This is a genomic window from Streptosporangium sp. NBC_01639, assembly GCF_045209755.1.
Classification (GTDB): Bacteria; Actinomycetota; Actinomycetes; order Streptosporangiales; family Streptosporangiaceae; genus Streptosporangium.
On record NZ_CP109272.1, the window covers coordinates 3,107,247 to 3,123,736 of the forward strand.

Genomic DNA, 16,490 nt, shown 5'->3' on the forward strand with positions numbered 1-16,490 from the left:
CGGGTGGACGCGGGCCTGATCACCGCGGCGGCGTGCGAGTCCGGCGTCAGCCGGCGCTCGGTGCGAGGTCGGGGGCGCGCTCCAGGTCTCCGGTCTCGCCGGCGCGCAGGGCCCGGCGGCCGAAGTAGATCACGTAGGTCAGGAAGGCCGCCTCGGCGATCACTCCGATGCCGATCCGCGCCCAGGTGGGCAGGCCCGAGGGGGTGACCAGTCCTTCGATCAGCCCGGAGACGAACAGCACCACGACCAGGCCGAGGGCCACGCTCATGACGGCCCGGCCCTGCTCGGCGAGGACCTCGCCGCGCTTTCTGGGGCCGGGGGCGATGACCGTCCAGCCGAGGCGCATGCCGACGGCCGCCGCGAGGAACACCGCGGTCAGCTCCAGCAGGCCGTGCGGGGTGATCAGGCCGAAGAAGATGTCGAGTTTGCCGCGCGAGGCCATCAGCCCGGCGGAGAGGGCCACGTTGGCCGCGTTCTCCCACAGGATGTAGGGGATCGGCAGGCCGAGCAGGATGGCCATGATGATGACCTGCATCGAGACCCAGGCGTTGTTGACCCAGACCTGCCCGGCGAACGAGGCCGCGGGGTGCTCGGAGTAGTAGTCGGCGAAGTCGTGGTCGACGAGCTGGGTGATCTCCTCGGGTGTGGCGATCGCGGCCTGGACGGCGGGGTCGCCCGCCACCCAGACGGCGATGGCCACGGAGACCACGACGAACGCGGCCGTGGTGGCGAGCCACCACCAGCGGGCCCGGTAGGCGACCACCGGGAAGGAGACCGCGAAGAAGCGGACGAACTCCCGCCAGGCGGGGGTGTGCGCGCCGGTCACCGCGGACCGGGCCCGGGCGACCAGCGCGGACAGCCGGCCCACCAGGATCGGGTCGGCCCGGCCCGACCGCACGATGGACAGGTGCGTGGCGACCCGCTGGTAGAGGTCCACGAGCTCGTCGACCTCGGCGCCGTTCAGTGACCTCCGGCGCCGGATGAGGTTCTCCAGGCGGTCCCAGACCGGCCGGTGCGCGCTGACGAAGGCGTCGATGTCCACGAAAGCAGCGTATCCACATCTTCTTTCCCGCCGCGTCGGTCCGTCTCGCGGGCGCCGATCGCGGTGAGCACGTCCCGCCCTTCTTTCCCGCCGCGTCGGTCCGCCTCCCGGGGACGGCACCCCAGGGGAACGGGGGCGGAGGGACGGCCGTACGGCAGGCCGGGCCTTCACGCCCGCCGGATCGGCGCACCGGCGGGTGCCGGGACGGTCAGAAGGCGACCCCGCACCGCAGCAGCACGTTGGCGTACGGCTTCGCCTCCCCGGTCCGCACGACCAGCCGACCGGCGCGGGACAGGCGCTTGAGCTCCTCGTGCGGGACGTAGGTCAGGCCGGGCAGCCGGGCACCGAGCAGGGTGGCGCATCCGGCGTTGGCCGTCCGGACCTCCCGCGCCGCGATGGCCCCCTCCACGACGAGTTCGGCGAGGATCCCGTCCAGCACGTCGGCGAACGCCGGGACGCCCGGCAGGAAGGCGAGGTCGACGACCTCGACCCCTGGGGGCAGCGGCATTCCGCTGTCGCAGATGAGCAGCTCGTCGGTGTGTCCGAGGCGGGCCAGCGCCCCGGACAGGGCGGCGTTGAGAATCCCGGCACGTTTCACAGCGTCTCCAGGTCCTCCTGGTACGGGTAGGAACTCTGCGCCCCGGGACTCCGTACGGAGGCGGCGCCCACCCGGACCGCGAAGGCGGTGGCGGCGGCCAGGTCGTCGCCGCCGGCCAGGCGCCAGGCCAGCGCCCCGGTGAACGCGTCCCCGGCACCGGTGGTGTCGACGGCGTCCACCGAGGGGCTGGGCACCGTCGTCACCCCGTCGGGCCCGGCGACGACCGCGCCGTCGGCGCCCAGTGTGAGGACCACCGAACGGGGGCCGAGCGCGAGCAGGGCCGTCGCCTGCTGCCGGGGAGTGCCGTGCTCGCCCAGCAGGAGCGCGGCCTCGTGTTCGTTGACGACGAGCGGATCGCAGACGGCGAGCAGGTCGTCGGGGACCACCGCGGGAGGCGACAGGTTGAAGACCACCCGGGCCGCCGTCCGGGCGGCGGCCACGACCGTGGCGAGCGGGCTCTCCAACTGGAGGGAGACGACCCGCGCCGACGCCAGCAGGTCGGTGGCCGCGGCGACGTCGTCCTCGCTCAGCAGCGCGTTGACCCCCGGGGACACGATGATGCTGTTGTCCCCGTCGGCCCCCACGGTGATCAGGGCGACGCCGGTCGGCCCCGGGGTCTCGGCGAGGTGGCTCAGGTCCACCCCGTCGCCGGCCAGCGCCTTGCGCAGGAACTCGCCGTTGCCGTCGGAGCCGACCCTGCCGAGCAGGGCCACCCGGGCGCCGAGCCGGGCCGCCGCGACGGCCTGGTTGGCGCCCTTTCCGCCGGGATAGGTGACCAGGTCCGAGCCGATCACCGTCTCACCGGGCCGGGGACGCCGGTCGACGCGGACCACCAGGTCGGCGTTGACCGAGCCCACGACGATCATTTCGTAGGGCTGCTCCGGATCGTCCGGGCGCTGCCGTCGAGCGTCCTGGGGAGAGAGGTGCTCGCCGTCGCCACCGCGGGCGGTCATCACGAGCCCGCGAATTCCGCGACGTTGGCACTGGTCACGATCTTGACCGGCACGGCCACCGTCGCCTCGACCTTCTCGCCCTTGGCCGCCTTGAGCGCGCCCTGCACGGCCTGCTGCCCGAGGATCTGCGGCTGCTGGGCGACGCTGGCGTTCAGCGTGCCGGCCTGGATGGCCTTGAGCCCGTCGGGGGTGCCGTCGAAGCCGATGACCTTGATCTCCTTGCCCGCCTTCGCGCCCAGCGCCTTGATGGCGCCCAGGGCCATCTCGTCGTTCTCGGCGAACACCCCGGTGACGCCGGGGTTGGACTGGAGCAGGTTGGTCATGACGTCCAGGCCCTTGGTCCGGTCGAAGTCGGCGGGCTGCTGGGCGACCACCTGGATGTTCGGGTAGGCCTTGATGCCCTCGGTGAAGCCCTGGCCGCGGTCGCGGGAGGCGGAGGTGCCGGGCACCCCCTGCAGGACGGCGACCTTGCCCTTCTCGCCCAGCTGCTTGGCCAGCTCCTGGGCGGCCAGCTTGCCGCCGGCGACGTTGTCGGAGGCCACGGTCTGGGCCACGGTGGCCCCGTTGACCACCCGGTCGACGGCGATCACCGGGATCTTGGAGCGCTCGGCCGCCTTCACCGCGGGTGCGGCGGCGTCGGAGTCGACCGGGTTGACGATGATCGCCTTCATGCTCTGGCTGGCGAAGTTCTGGACCTGGTTCACCTGCTGGGAGGCGTCGTTCTGGGCGTCGGTGACGGTCAGCGCGATCCCCTGCTTCTTGGCCTCGTCCTCGGCGCCCTTGCGGAGCTGGACGAAGTAGGGGTTGTTCAGGGTGGAGACCGACATGCCGATCTTCACGTCCCCCCCGGCCGCCCCGGACCCTCCGGAGGAGGAATCCGAGCCGCAGGCCGTCAGGCCCAGAGCGAGCGCGGCGCCGGCGGCGACAAGACTGATGGTGCGTTTCACGATGTTCCCCCGATGGTTTCAGTTGGCCGTACGGCGTCGCAGGGTGTCGAGCAGGACCGCGAGCGCGATCACCACTCCGATCACGACCTGTTGCCAGAAAGCGGAGACGGAGAGCAGGTTGAGGCCGTTGCGCAGCACGGCGAGGATGAGCGCGCCGACGAACGTGCCGAAGGCCCGGCCCTTGCCGCCGGACAGGCTCGCACCGCCGATGACGACGGCGGCGATGGCGTCCAGCTCGTAGCCGGCGGCCGCCTGGGGCTGGGCCGAGGCGAGCCGGCTGGCCAGGACGATGCCCGCGACCGCGGCGAAGAGCCCGGCCAGGGCGTAGGTGATGAGCTTCTGCCGGTTGACGTTGATGCCGGACAGCCGGGCGGCCTCCTCGTTGCCGCCGATGGCGTACATCGCGCGCCCGGTGTAGGTCCGGTTCAGGATCACGGCTGTGATCACGCCCATCAGCAGCATGACGATGACGGGGACCGGAAGGTAGTCGCCGAGGGTGTCACCGAGGTGGGAGACGGTCTCCGGCATCGCGATCGGGCTGCCCTGTGAGATCACCAGGGCCAGGCCGCGGGCCACGCCCAGCATGGCCAGCGTGGCGATGAACGGCGGCAGCTTGCCGTACGCGATCAGTGCGGCGTTGACCAGCCCGCACGCGAGGCCGACGGCGAGAGAGATCACCACGGCCAGCGGCCACGGCAGCCCCGTGTCCGTCGCCGTCCAGGCCAGCACGATCGCCGACAGGGCCGCGACGGAGCCGACCGACAGGTCGATGCCGCCGGTGATGATGACGAAGGTGGCCCCGAAGGCCAGGATCGCGGTGACCGCCGCCTGCACGCCCACGTTGAGCAGGTTGGTCACCGCCAGGAAGTCACCCGACAGCAGCGACAGCGCGACCGCGAGCACGACCAGTGCGACCAGCGCGCCGTTCTCACCCAGCCACACGGCCGCCGGCGGCTTCCGGCGCAGCACGTTAGTGGACACGAGCATCCTCCACCTCGGTGACGGCCAGGGCCATCACCGAATCCTGAGTAGCGTCACCGGCGGCGAGTTCCCCGACGAGCCTGCCGCGGGCCATCACCAGGACGCGGTCGCTCATGCCCAGGATCTCGGGGAGATCGCTGGAGATCATGAGCACCGCGTGCCCGGAGGCGGTGAGCGAATTGATCAATTGATAGATCTCGACCTTGGCCCCCACGTCGACACCGCGGGTGGGCTCGTCGAGGATGAGCACTCTCGCCTGGGCGAGCAGCCATTTCCCTATGACGATCTTCTGTTGGTTGCCGCCCGACAGCGTACGGACCTCCTGGGTGAGACCGCTCATCCGCACCCCGAGCTGCCGGGCCACCTCGCCGGCGGCCTTGCGCTGACCCGACCTGTCGACGAAGCCGCCACGGCTGGCCCGCCGGAGCGTGACCAGGCCGAGGTTCTCCGCCACGTCCGCGCCGAGCACCAGTCCCTGGCCCTTGCGGTCCTCCGGGACCAGGCCGAGGCCCGCCTCCATGGCGGCGTGCACGTCGCCCCGGGCCAGCGGGCGGCCCTCCACCAGGACCTCGCCCGCGTCGTAGGGGTCCGCGCCGAAGATCGCCCGCGCGACCTCGGTACGGCCCGCGCCGACCAGTCCGGCCAGGCCGACGACCTCGCCGGCGCGGACCTCGAAGGAGACGTCGGCGAACTCGCCCTCCCTGCGGAGCCCCCGCACCTGCAGGAGAGGGCCGCCCGGCGCCGCCGGCTCCCGGGGGTACTGCTGGTCGATCGGACGGCCGACCATGAGCCTGACCAGTTCCCCCTCGGGGGTGGTGGCCGGCACCTCCGCCACCGAGCGGCCGTCCCGCAGGACGGTGACCCGGTCGCCGATCTGCGGGATCTCCTCAAGGTGGTGCGTGATGAACACGATCGCCACCCCCTGGTCGCGCAGCTGACGGACGATGGCGAACAGCCGCTCGACCTCCGTCGTGGTGAGCACGGCGGTCGGCTCGTCCATGATGAGCACCCGGGCGTTCAGGCCCAGCGCCTTGGCGATCTCGATCATCTGCATGCGGGCGATGCCCAGCCTCGCGACCGGGGTGCGCGGGTCGACGTCGACGCCGACCCGCCGCAGCAGCTCCCGCGCCTGCTCGTGCATCCGCCGGGTGTCGACGAAACCGAACCGGCGGGGCGGACGCCCGAGGGCGAGGTTCTCACCGACGGTGAGCTGGGGAACCAGGTTGAACTCCTGGTAGATGGTGGCGATGCCGAGCGCCGTGGCGTCGCTCGCGGTGCGGATCTCGGCCGGAGCGCCGTCGACCAGGATCCGTCCTCCGTCGGGGTGGTAGGCCCCGGAGAGCATCTTGATCAGCGTGCTCTTGCCGGCGCCGTTCTCGCCGAGCAGGACGTGCACCTCGCCGGCCCGGAGGTTGAAGTCGACCCCGTCCAGCGCGACCACGCCGGGGAACACCTTGCGCAGCCCCTCGACCCGGAGGATTTCCTCGTTCACGAGCCGTTCCTTTCTTCCCCGTATGACTGACCTTCCCCGCATGACCGGCGGACCACCAGCCGGGCGGGGAGGGTCACCGACCCGGCCGGGCGGCCGGCGAGGCGGTCGAGGATGACTCCCACCCCCAACCTGCCGAGTTCGGCGGCGGGCTGGCTGATCGCGGTTATCGGGGAGTCCACGTGCGGGAACCAGGCCGCGTCGTCGAACGACGCCAGAGCGACGTCGTCGGGGATGCGCAGGCCGCGGGCCCGTATCTCGTCCAGCGCCCCGAGGGTCATCAGGTTGTCACCCGCGAAGATCACTTCCGGCGGTTCCGGCAGGTCGAGGAGCCTGGCGGTGATCGCGCGGCCGCTTCCCGAGCGGAAGTCACCGGCCTGGACGTAGTCCGGCCGGACCTCCAGGTCGTGCTCGGCCATCGCCGCGAGGAACGCCGCGGTGCGCTCCCTGCCGGTGGACAGTCGGGCGGGTCCCGAGATGAAGGCGATCCGCCGGTGCCCGAGCCCTCCCAGATGGGCGACCAGCGCCCTGATGGCGTCGGTACCGTCGGCCCGGACCGACGGCACGTCCACTCCGGGAAGGGTCCGGTCCAGGAAGACCAGGGGTTCGCCGGAGCGCGCGACCTTCTCGACCAGTGGCGTGACCTCGGCGGTGGGGCAGATCAGCAGCCCGTCCACCCGCTGTTCCAGGAGGGTCCGCACGTAGTGGTCCTGTTCCTCGGACCGCTCGTCGGCATTGCCGATGATCACTGTGTAACCGGCCGCGCGGGCGGCGTCCTCGACCGCTCTGGCCAGTTCCGCGAAGAACGGGTTGACGATGTCGCCGATGATCAGGCCGAGGGTCCTGGTCGCCTCGGTGCGCAGCGAGCGCGCGACCGCGTTGGGAACGTAGTTGAGCTCTCTCATCACGGCGTAGACCCGGTTCCGGGTCTCCTCCGTCACCGACGGGCTGTCGTTCAGCACACGGGAGACCGTGGCGACGGAGACGCCCGCACGCGCGGCCACGTCCTTGATGCGTGCCATCAGCCCTCCATGTAATCGATTACATGAGGGTATGTAATCGATTACATCAATGCAAGTCGGATTTCGAGCCGCTGTGCGCACGTGTCATCCGGTCGCGCCCGGCCCGCCCCGGGGCCTGGGGCACGGGCACCGGGCACCGGGCACCGGGCACCGGGCACCGGGCACCGGGCACCGGGCACCGGGCACCGGGCACCGGGACAGGAAAGACCCGTTCCGCCCTGTCACGGGTAGGGTTCTGAGTGTGTCCGATGTCGTAACCGGCGAGGCCGTTGTCGTCGAAGTCCGGGTCGCCCAGCTTCCGAGCAGGGTCGCGGCACTGCTCATCGACCTGGTGGTCCAGGGCCTGACGCTGCTCGGCGCGTCCTTCCTGGTCGGCCTCCTGGCCTTCAGCGCCGACGGAGCGCTGTTGGCCATGATCTACATCGCGCTCACCGTGCTCGTGATCGTCGGCTATCCGGTGATCTTCGAGACGCTCTCGCGCGGGCGCAGTCTCGGCAAGCTCGCCCTGGGTCTCCGGGTGGTCGGCGACGACGGCGGCCCGGAGCGGTTCCGGCAGGCCCTGTTCCGCGGACTGGCCGGAGTGCTGGAGTTCTGGATGCTCAGCGGCGCTCCCGCCCTGATCAGCTCGCTGATCTCCGAGAAGGGCAAACGGCTCGGCGACGTCTTCGCGGGCACCATGGTGATCTCCGAACGCGGCCCGCGGCAGTACGGCCCGCTGCTGGAGATGCCCGCGCCGCTCGCCGCGTGGGCGGCGACGCTGGAGCTGTCCCGGCTGCCCGAGGACATCGCCGCCACCGCCAGGCAATATCTCATGCGCTGGCACGACCTGTCCCCCGCCGTCCAGCACGAGATGGGCGTGCGCATCGCCACCGAGATGGCGGCCTTCGTCTCCCCGCCCTCGCCTCCGGGGGTGCCGCCGTTCGCCTACCTGACCGCCGTTCTGGCCGAGCGCCGCCGCCGTGACCACCTGCGGCTCGCACACCAGGCGGGCGCCCGGCCACAGCACTACCCGGCGCAGCCCTTCCCGGGGCAACCTCACCAGCAGGCGTCGTACCCGGCGCCGCTCCACCAGCAGACGTCTTACCCGGGGCAACCTCACCAGCAGACGTCTTACCCGGGGCAGCCCTCCCCGGCACCGTCACCCCAGCAGGCGTCTCACCCGGGGCAGGTCGATCCGATGTCCCCTCCATCGCCGCACCTCCATCCCGGACAGGCGCGGCCGGCATCCGGCGCGGTGCCCGCGCCGATCACGCCGACCGAGTCGACCTCGCCACCGCGCCCCGCCCCCACCGCCGGCGGCTTCGTCCCGCCCGCCTGAGTTCCGGCGTCCCCACGGCCCGCGAACGCGCCGCTCACCGATCGGTGAGGCGCGGCGGAAACCGTTCTGGTCGCTCCTTCTCCCACGGCAGGGGTGCGCACCGCGCACCGGCCGGGGGCCCGCCGCACCGGTGTCGCAGGCCATGGCCGTACACGCGCGAAACCGTCTCGCACACAGAAGGGGCGGCGGGAACCGGAGTTCCCGCCGCCCCTGCCTCAGCGAGGGTCAGCCGTTGTGACCGTGGCCGCGCTCAGGGTAGGTGGCCTGAGTCTGCGCGTTCAGGATGTCGGACTTGACGCCGCCGGCCTTGTTGGTCCGCGGGTCGTTGATCTTCAGGACGTCGAGTCCCAGGTTGAAGTCACTGCCGTAGATGTAGCCGTTGTAGTAGTACGCGGACCAGAATCCACCGCTCAGCGCCGGGGCGGTGCCGTCGGGGCCGCGCTCGAAGAAGGCGATCTCCTGCGGGTTGGTGGAGTCGGTGAAGTCCACGACCGAGATGCCGCCCTGGTACCAGGCCTGGACCATGATGTCCTTGCCCTTGACCGGGATCAGCGAGCCGTTGTGCGCGACGCAGTTCTCGGTGTCGGCCTGGTGACGCGGGATCTTGAAGTAGCCCTTGAAGACGAGCTTGCCGCCGACGATGTCGTAGTAGCCGTTGGCGCCGCGATTCGCGCCGATCGTCTCGTTGCAGGTGGCCGCGCCACCGCCGCCGAGCTCGTCGGTGAAGACGACCTTGGTGCCGGCGTTGTTGAACGTCGCCGAGTGCCAGAACGCGAAGTTCTCGTCGTCCCGGACCGTCGCGGTGACCTTCGGGCTCACCGGGTCGGAGATGTCCATCAGGATGCCCTCGCCCATGCAGGCTCCGGCGGCGACGTTCTTCTCCGGGAAGACGGTGATGTCGTGACAGCCGGTGGTCGCCGACGTGCGGTCGGGATACTGCTTGTCCGGCTCACCGGGGTTGCCGCCGTCCGGGAACAGGTTCGGGGTGGCGACGACCGCGGCCTCTGCGGGCCTGTCCAGCGGCACCTTGACGATCGAGATCAGGTCGTGCGGCGGCTGGCAGTCGGGGAAGCTCGCCGACGGGTTGTAGGAGGAGATGTAGAGGTAGGCGTTGCGCCGGTCCCGTCCCTTGCCGGGCAGGAGCGTCAGAGTGTGCGAACCGCAGTTGGTCTCGACCGCCTTGACGTACTTCGGGTTCTTCTTGTCACTGATGTCGAAGATCCTGATGCCCTCCCACGACTCCTTGATCGACGCATTCTGGGAGGTGCTGCTGCAGGAGTCGTTGTTGCGGGAGGAGTCGACGGCACCGAAGAGCAGGTTCCCGTAGACGGCCACGTCCATCTGCCCGCCGGGGCAGATCACCGAGCTGACCAGGGAGGTCTTCTTCGGCTTGCGGACGTCGTAGATCGAGAAACCGGTGTAGTTGCCGACATAGGCGTAGTCGCCCTGGAAGGCCATATCGGTGTGGATGTCGGTCAGCTCGGCCGGCTTGGGGATATTGGTCACATGCTCGATGTTCGGGCTCATGACGATCTCACCGGGCGCCGGGATGTCGGCCGCCTGGGCGGGCACCGAGGACAGCGCCATCGCGGCCGCGACACCGGCTACTACCAGGAACCGGCCGGTCAGGCCCTTCCTGAGAGGGGTGAACACGTGCAAACCTCCTTGCCATGCGCCCCTATAAGGAGCACATAAATAACCCGATGGTTCATCCTGAACGGCCGGTCAGGCAAGATGTCATTGTGTCAGCAAGTTTTTCCGACATGCCGTCTTTACTCTCGCAGTATGCATGGGTTACCGTCTTTCGGCACAGCAGCCAAGGAAGGGAGACCGGGTGCGCGTCGCGCTTGTCGCCGTGGTCGCCGCCGCCACCCTCTGCCTCGGCGCGTGCAGCTCCGGCCAGGCACCGACGCCGCAGGCGCAGCCGACCGCCCCGATCATCGCGCCCGGCAGACCGGGCGAGGCCGCCAGGACGATCAGTCCGGACGAGGCCGCCACGGCCGTACCCGCTCCCACCGCCAACGCGGCGGACGTGAAGTACGCGCAGGACATGATCACCCATCATCGGCAGGCCGTCGACATGGCGATCCTGGCTCCCTCACGGGCCCACTCGGCCACGCTCAAAGGACTCGCCTCGCGCATCAAGGACGCCCAGGGACCGGAGATCCAGTACATGACGACCTGGCTGCGGCAGCAGGGCCAGCGTGTGCCGGACCACCACGCCGACCACGCGGGCATGCCGGGCATGGCCACCCCCGCGCAGCTGGAGGCGCTCAAGGCCGCCAGGGGGAAGGACTTCGACCGGCTGTTCCTCACCTTGATGACCGCTCACCACCAGGGGGCGGTCACCATGTCCGAGCAGGTTCTGGTCGGCGGCTCGCACATCAAGATCGAAGAGCTGGCGAACGACGTCTCCGCCACCCAGAACGCCGAGATCCGCAGAATGCAGGAGATGCAGGCGGCGTTATGAGCCGACCCGCCAGGAGTGGAGATACCTCTCCTGGTCGGAGCTGAGGGTGTCCACCTCGATACCGGCGGCGGCCAGCTTGAGCCGCGCCACCTCGACGTCGACCTCCTGCGGCACGTCGTAGACACCCGGCGCCAGCCCCGCCCGCTCACGGGCCAGCCACGCCACCGCGAGCGCCTGGGCGGAGAAGGACATGTCCATGACGGCGGCCGGATGCCCTTCCGCGGCCGTCAGGTTCACCAGGCGGCCTTCGGCGAGCAGCAGGAGCCGGCGGCCGTCGGCGAGAACGTACTCGTCGGTGTTGGGGCGCACCCCGGGATGTACGGCCTGCGCCAGCTCGTCCAGTGCCCGGACGTCTATCTCGACGTCGAAGTGGCCGGCGTTGGCCAGGATCGCGCCGTCCTTCATGACCGCCAGATGCTCGCCCCTGATCACGTCGCGGTTGCCGGTGACCGTGACGAACACGTCTCCGCTCCGGGCCGCGCTCGCCATGGTCTGCACGTCGTACCCCTGCAACGTGGCGTCCAGCGCCTTGACCGGATCGATCTCGGTGACCACCACCCGCGCCCCCAGCCCCTTGGCCCGCTCGGCGACCCCCCGGCCGCAGTAGCCGAACCCCGCGACCACCACGGTCTTGCCGGCGAGCAGGGTGTTGGTGGCGCGCATTATGCCGTCGACGGTGGACTGGCCGGTGCCGTACCGGTTGTCGAACATCCGCTTGGTCCGGGTGTCGTTGACCGCCACGACCGGGAACCTCAGCGCCTGTTCCGCGGCCATCTGCCGGAGCCGGATGATGCCGGTCGTGGTCTCCTCGCATCCCCCGGAGACCGTCTCCAGCAGCTCGGTCCGCTCGGTGTGCAGGATGTTGACCAGGTCGCAGCCGTCGTCGAGGACGAGGTCCGGGCGGATGTCGAGCGCCCGGTGGATGTGGCGGTAGTAGGTCTCCCTGTTCACCCCGGCCAGCGCGTGCACGGCGACACCGTAGTCGCCCAGCGCGGCGGCGACGTCGTCCTGCGTGGACAGCGGGTTGGAGGCGGCCAGTGCGATCTCGGCCCCACCCGCCTTCAGCGCGCCCATGAGCACCGCGGTCTCGGCAGTCACGTGCAGGCACGCGGCGATCCGGAGTCCGTCCAAGGGCCGCTCGGCCGCGAACCGCTCACCGATGGCGGTGAGCACCGGCATCGACCGCGCCGCCCACCCGATCCGCCGTTCGCCCGCGGCCACCAGCGTGCTGTCCACGTTTCTCCCCGGATTGCCCGAAGGGCCCCCGCGGATCCGCGGGGGCCCGGTGGAACGGTCGATCAGTAGCGGTAGTGGTCGGCCTTGTAGGGGCCCTCGATGTCCACGCCGATGTATTCCGCCTGCGCCTTGGTGAGCTTGGTGAGCTTCACGCCGAGGGCGTCGAGGTGGAGGCGAGCGACCTTCTCGTCCAGGTGCTTGGGCAGCACGTAGACGCCGACCGGGTACTGCTCGGTCTTGGTGAACAGCTCGATCTGGGCGATCACCTGGTTGGTGAAGGAGTTGGACATGACGAACGAGGGGTGGCCGGTGGCGCAGCCCAGGTTCATCAGGCGGCCCTCGGCGAGCACCAGGATCTGGCGGCCGTCGGAGAAGGTCCAGGTGTGCACCTGCGGCTTGATCTCGGTCTTGACGATGCCCGGGATCTTCGCCAGCCCGGCCATGTCGATCTCGTTGTCGAAGTGGCCGATGTTGGACACGATGGCGTTGTGCTTCATCTTCGCCATGTGGTCGGCGGTGATGATGTCGAAGTTGCCGGTCGTGGTGACGAAGATGTCGGCGATGCCGACGACCTCGTCCAGGGTGGTCACCTGGAAGCCGTCCATGGCGGCCTGGAGCGCGCAGATCGGGTCGATCTCGGTGACGATGACCCGGGCGCCCTGGCCCCGGAGCGCGTCGGCGCAGCCCTTGCCGACGTCGCCGTAACCGGCCACGACCGCGACCTTGCCGCCGATCAGCACGTCGGTGGCGCGGTTGAGGCCGTCGATGACCGAGTGGCGGCAGCCGTACTTGTTGTCGAACTTCGACTTGGTCACCGAGTCGTTGACGTTGATCGCCGGGAAGAGCAGCGAACCGGCCTTGAACATCTCGTAGAGGCGGTGGACACCGGTGGTGGTCTCCTCGGTGACGCCCTTGATGCGCGAGGCGACCTCGGTCCACTTCTTCTCGGGGGTGACCGTACGGCGGAGCAGATCGAGGATGATCTTCCACTCCTCCGCGTCGTTCTCGCCGGCGCTGGGGACGGCGCCCGCCTTCTCGTACTCGGCGCCCTTGTGGACGAGCAGGGTGGCGTCGCCACCGTCGTCGAGGATCATGTTGGGGCCGTCACCGCCGGGCCACACCAGCGCCTGCTCGGTGCACCACCAGTACTCCTCCAGGGTCTCGCCCTTCCAGGCGAAGACCGGGACGCCCTGCGGGGCGTCGACGGTGCCGTTCGGGCCGACGACGACGGCCGCGGCGGCGTGGTCCTGGGTGGAGAAGATGTTGCAGCTCACCCAGCGGACCTCGGCGCCGAGCGCGACCAGCGTCTCGATGAGCACGGCGGTCTGGATGGTCATGTGCAGCGAGCCCATGATCTTCGCACCGGCCAGCGGCTGGGCCTCCGCGTACTCCTTGCGGATGGCCATCAGGCCCGGCATCTCGTGCTCGGCGAGCTGGATCTCCTTGCGACCGAAGTCCGCAAGCGAAAGGTCGGCGACCTTGAAGTCCATGTGTTACCCCTCTGGTTGGTGATCGCGCTCGACTCGTGCCCTCGCCGGCCACGCGCTCCGGCTCCGCCACCGGGCCCGGCCCGTCGCTCCGCCGGAAAAGTCGACGCTTGCGAGTTTAGGTGGCGATACGGCTCCGCGCATCTTTGGGACGGCTAACCTGACACAAGAATGTTAGAAACTGCGGAAAGGTTGAGGAATGCGGATCACCGAGGCCGCCGAACGGCTGGGCATGTCGCCCCGCATGCTCCGCTACCGCGAGGCGCTCGGCCTACTCCCACCGGTCAGGGAACAGGGCTCACACCGGCGTTTCGGCCCCGAGGAGCTGTCGGCCGTGGCCCAGGGTGTGGAGCTGGAGAAGCGGTTCGACATCTCCCCCGCCGAACTGGCCTTCGCCCTGCGGGTGATGAGCGAGCCCGCCGTCGCGCAGGCCGTACGGGAACTGGGACTGCGGATCGGCCGCCTGCAGGCCCCGCGCCGGGCCCTGGACTTCGAGAAGGAGAAGGCGCTGCGCCTGCTCCAGGGCCGCTCTTGAAAACATGGGCCCGATCGGCTTCGGCGACGAATCCGATGCACGCCGGCCCGAGATCACCGAAGTCGTCGACCATGTGCTGACGGCCGCCGTCGATCAACTGGGCCGGCAACTCGGCTGACTGCCCCGGGGAGCGCCGGTGACTCCGGGCTCCCCGGGGATGGTCAGGCCGAGCCGTTGACCCTGGACCTGTCGAGGTCCGGCTCCAGGTAGATGATGCGGGCGGTCGGGACGGCGGCGCGGATGCGCTGCTCGGCCTCGTCGATCCCGCGGGCCACCTCGGTGGCCGTGTCGTCGTGGTCGACCGCGATCTTGGCGGCGACCAGGATCTCCTCCGGGCCCAGGTGGAGCGTGCGCATGTGGATGATCCGGGCGACCTCGGGCGTGCCCTCCAGGGCCTCGCGGATCTGCTTCTCGACCTCCGGACCCGCGCCCTCACCGATCAGCAGCGACTTGGTCTCGACCGCGAGGATGACCGCGATGACGGCGAGCAGGACGCCGATCGCCATCGTGCCGACACCGTCCCAGACGCCGTCACCGGTGACCACCGCCATGGACACACCGGCCAGCGCGAGCACCAGGCCGATCAGCGCGCCCAGGTCCTCCAGGACGATCACCGGTAGTTCCGGCGACTTGGACCTGCGGATGAACTGCACCCAGGACTGGTCGCCGCGGACCGTGTTGGACTCCTTGATCGCTGTACGGAAGGAGAAACCCTCGGCGATGATCGCGAAGATCAGCACCCCGAAGGCCACAATGGGTGTCTCCACCGGGTGCGGATCACTGATCTTGTGCCAGCCCTCGTAAAGAGAGAACAGCGCACCGATCGTGAAAAGCACCACCGCCACGACGAAAGCGTAGAAATAGCGCTCCCGGCCATAGCCGAACGGGTGCTCGGGGGTCCGTTTCCGCGCCGCCCGCTTCCCTCCGACCAGCAGCAACACCTGGTTACCCGAGTCGGCAAGGGAGTGGATCGACTCGGCGAGCATCGACGAGGACGTCGTGATCAGGAAGGCCACGAACTTGGCCGCCGCGATCGCGAGGTTCGCCGATAATGCCGCAATGATCGCCTTGGTACCGCCGCCCGCGCTCACGGCAGCCTCCACTCGTTGATTCGATAAAAGCCGAGATGAAATCCTATGGGGAAACTCTCGCCTTCAGTTCTGTGATGGTCGACACAGGGGTCGGGTCGATCCCGTACCCCAACGCGAGGTACGTACTCGCGTAGTCGCCCATGCCGATCAATGTCGCGAGCCGCTCCAGCGGATGTGATCCGTCGGCGGCGAGCTGGGTGACCGGGACCCCCCTGTCCTCCGCCAGCCGTACCGACACCTCGCGCCGTCGCGCCACCTGCGGATGCTCCTCGACGTCGCGGAGCACGAACAGCCGCAACGACCGCCCGCTCTCCTCGGCGAAGATGTCGCGCGTGGCCAGCGGGCCGTCGAACGCCACCACCTGGTTGTGGTCGACCTCCGGGATCTCGCCCCAGACGGCCGGGTATTTGCCGTTCTCGTTGAGCTGGCAGGCCCACCGGTAGGCGGCGACCGCGGCCAGCGGCGAGGATCCCCAGATCATCGGCACGGTCTCGGCCATCTCCATGGCCAGCGACTTGCCCGGATTGATGAACGACTCACTCGCCGGACGGCACCGGTGCGCGATCTCCTCCAGGCGCCCGGCGACGTTCTCGTACACCTCGTCGTCCACCTTGATCAGGCCGAGCTCGGCGGCGACGACGACCGGCGGGATCGACAGCTCCCAGAGGGCGGCCCGCGGCTGCCCTCCGGAGGTGACGGGCACGAACGGCGCGCCCGCCTGCCGGGCGATCGCCTGCAACGGGGAGTCGGGCGCGCCCACCGCGAGCAGACGGCAGCCACGGCGGACGGCCTCCATCGCCATCGCGAGTGTCTCCTCGGTCCTGCCCGAGCACGACACCGCGATGACCACGTCGGTCGAGCCGACCCAGCCGGGCAGCCGGTAGGACCGCACGGTCACGACCGGCAGCGGGGCGCCGTGGCCGCAGACCGCGTTGAGGATGTCACCGGCGATGCCCGAACCGCCCATGCCCGCGACCACGAGGGCCCGGGGCCGCCCACCGCCGACCAGCGCGGACAGATCGGTCTCGCGCGTGGCGCGGTAGGCGGTGCGGACCTGCGCCGCCGAGGCGGCCACCGCGCGCAGCATGCCCGACGGATCGCCGCCGGCCAGCCGCTCGGGGTCGTCGAGCCGATCCGGCTCCCAGCTCACGGCTTCCGCGCCTCGTCGACCAGCAGCACCGGGATGTCGTCCCGGACCGGATACACCAGGCCGCAGGAGGCGGAGGTGCAGAACAGCTCGTCCACTTCGGGCTCGGCGCGCAGGGGGGACTTGCAGTTGGGACAGGCCAGGATCTCCAGCAGCCAGTCGTCGATCTTCATC

Annotated in this window: 16 protein-coding genes; 3 read left to right on the top strand and 13 right to left on the bottom strand. The window is 70.0% G+C overall.

The features are described 5' to 3' along the window. Positions 1–46 precede the first annotated feature (46 nt). From OHA77_RS13860 to OHA77_RS13890, 7 genes are all read right to left on the bottom strand, one after another. Positions 47–1,042 carry a stage II sporulation protein M gene (locus tag OHA77_RS13860; RefSeq protein WP_406318484.1) on the bottom strand — a complete coding sequence of 332 codons (996 nt, stop codon included), beginning with the start codon at positions 1,040–1,042 and terminating at the stop codon, positions 47–49. Positions 1,043–1,250: 208 nt separating this feature from the next. Continuing rightward, complete coding sequence (gene rbsD, locus OHA77_RS13865; RefSeq protein WP_326820196.1) at positions 1,251–1,640, bottom strand: D-ribose pyranase; 390 nt, start codon at positions 1,638–1,640, stop codon at positions 1,251–1,253. Continuing rightward, the gene (locus OHA77_RS13870) at positions 1,637–2,593 is read right to left on the bottom strand and encodes a ribokinase (protein ID WP_406318486.1); all 957 of its coding nucleotides are present in this window, start codon (positions 2,591–2,593) and stop codon (positions 1,637–1,639) included. The genes rbsD and OHA77_RS13870 overlap by 4 nt, the downstream gene beginning before the upstream one ends. Continuing rightward, positions 2,593–3,540 (bottom strand): substrate-binding domain-containing protein, encoded by a 948-nt coding sequence (locus tag OHA77_RS13875; protein WP_406318487.1) that lies wholly within the window; start codon positions 3,538–3,540, stop codon positions 2,593–2,595. The genes OHA77_RS13870 and OHA77_RS13875 overlap by 1 nt, the downstream gene beginning before the upstream one ends. Before the next feature lie 18 nt (positions 3,541–3,558). Further along, complete coding sequence (locus tag OHA77_RS13880; protein ID WP_326820193.1) at positions 3,559–4,527, bottom strand: ABC transporter permease; 969 nt, start codon at positions 4,525–4,527, stop codon at positions 3,559–3,561. Further along, complete coding sequence (locus tag OHA77_RS13885; RefSeq protein WP_406318488.1) at positions 4,511–6,055, bottom strand: sugar ABC transporter ATP-binding protein; 1,545 nt, start codon at positions 6,053–6,055, stop codon at positions 4,511–4,513. Before OHA77_RS13885 ends, OHA77_RS13880 begins: the two co-directional genes overlap by 17 nt. Then, positions 6,010–7,032, bottom strand: a complete 1,023-nt coding sequence (locus OHA77_RS13890; protein WP_406318490.1) for a LacI family DNA-binding transcriptional regulator — start codon at positions 7,030–7,032, stop codon at positions 6,010–6,012. Before OHA77_RS13890 ends, OHA77_RS13885 begins: the two co-directional genes overlap by 46 nt. 241 nt (positions 7,033–7,273) lie before the next feature. On the opposite strand from OHA77_RS13890, the gene OHA77_RS13895 reads away from it, so the two are divergent. Next, positions 7,274–8,350, top strand: a complete 1,077-nt coding sequence (locus OHA77_RS13895) for an RDD family protein (RefSeq protein WP_406318492.1) — start codon at positions 7,274–7,276, stop codon at positions 8,348–8,350. A gap of 225 nt (positions 8,351–8,575) precedes the next feature. Here the strand turns inward: OHA77_RS13895 and OHA77_RS13900 are convergent, their stop codons facing one another. Further along, entirely contained in the window at positions 8,576–10,003 is a 1,428-nt protein-coding gene (locus OHA77_RS13900; protein WP_406318493.1) for an LVIVD repeat-containing protein, read from the bottom strand. A gap of 181 nt (positions 10,004–10,184) precedes the next feature. Here OHA77_RS13900 and OHA77_RS13905 point away from each other — a divergent pair, with 181 nt between their 5' ends. Next, on the top strand, positions 10,185–10,820 hold the full coding sequence (locus OHA77_RS13905; protein WP_406318494.1) for a DUF305 domain-containing protein: 636 nt from the start codon (positions 10,185–10,187) through the stop codon (positions 10,818–10,820). Here OHA77_RS13905 and OHA77_RS13910 read toward each other — a convergent pair. Together OHA77_RS13910 and ahcY are read right to left on the bottom strand one after the other, a co-directional pair. Then, positions 10,815–11,999, bottom strand: a complete 1,185-nt coding sequence (locus tag OHA77_RS13910; RefSeq protein WP_326826999.1) for an adenosylhomocysteinase — start codon at positions 11,997–11,999, stop codon at positions 10,815–10,817. The genes OHA77_RS13905 and OHA77_RS13910 overlap by 6 nt on opposite strands. Before the next feature lie 119 nt (positions 12,000–12,118). Beyond that, positions 12,119–13,546: an adenosylhomocysteinase gene (ahcY, locus tag OHA77_RS13915; protein ID WP_326820187.1), complete on the bottom strand. Its 1,428-nt coding sequence runs from the start codon at positions 13,544–13,546 to the stop codon at positions 12,119–12,121. Positions 13,547–13,742: 196 nt separating this feature from the next. On the opposite strand from ahcY, the gene OHA77_RS13920 reads away from it, so the two are divergent. After that, on the top strand, positions 13,743–14,078 hold the full coding sequence (locus OHA77_RS13920; protein ID WP_406318496.1) for a MerR family DNA-binding transcriptional regulator: 336 nt from the start codon (positions 13,743–13,745) through the stop codon (positions 14,076–14,078). A gap of 161 nt (positions 14,079–14,239) precedes the next feature. On the opposite strand, the gene OHA77_RS13925 is transcribed toward OHA77_RS13920, so the two are convergent. From OHA77_RS13925 to OHA77_RS13935, 3 genes are read right to left on the bottom strand one after another with little or no spacing between them, the layout of a single operon-like run. Continuing rightward, complete coding sequence (locus OHA77_RS13925) at positions 14,240–15,169, bottom strand: cation diffusion facilitator family transporter (RefSeq protein ID WP_406319821.1); 930 nt, start codon at positions 15,167–15,169, stop codon at positions 14,240–14,242. Positions 15,170–15,212: 43 nt separating this feature from the next. After that, on the bottom strand, positions 15,213–16,319 hold the full coding sequence (locus OHA77_RS13930; protein WP_406318498.1) for a bifunctional phosphoglucose/phosphomannose isomerase: 1,107 nt from the start codon (positions 16,317–16,319) through the stop codon (positions 15,213–15,215). Next, complete coding sequence (locus OHA77_RS13935; protein ID WP_406318500.1) at positions 16,316–16,489, bottom strand: Trm112 family protein; 174 nt, start codon at positions 16,487–16,489, stop codon at positions 16,316–16,318. The genes OHA77_RS13930 and OHA77_RS13935 overlap by 4 nt, the downstream gene beginning before the upstream one ends. Between the last annotated feature and the right edge of the window lies 1 nt (position 16,490).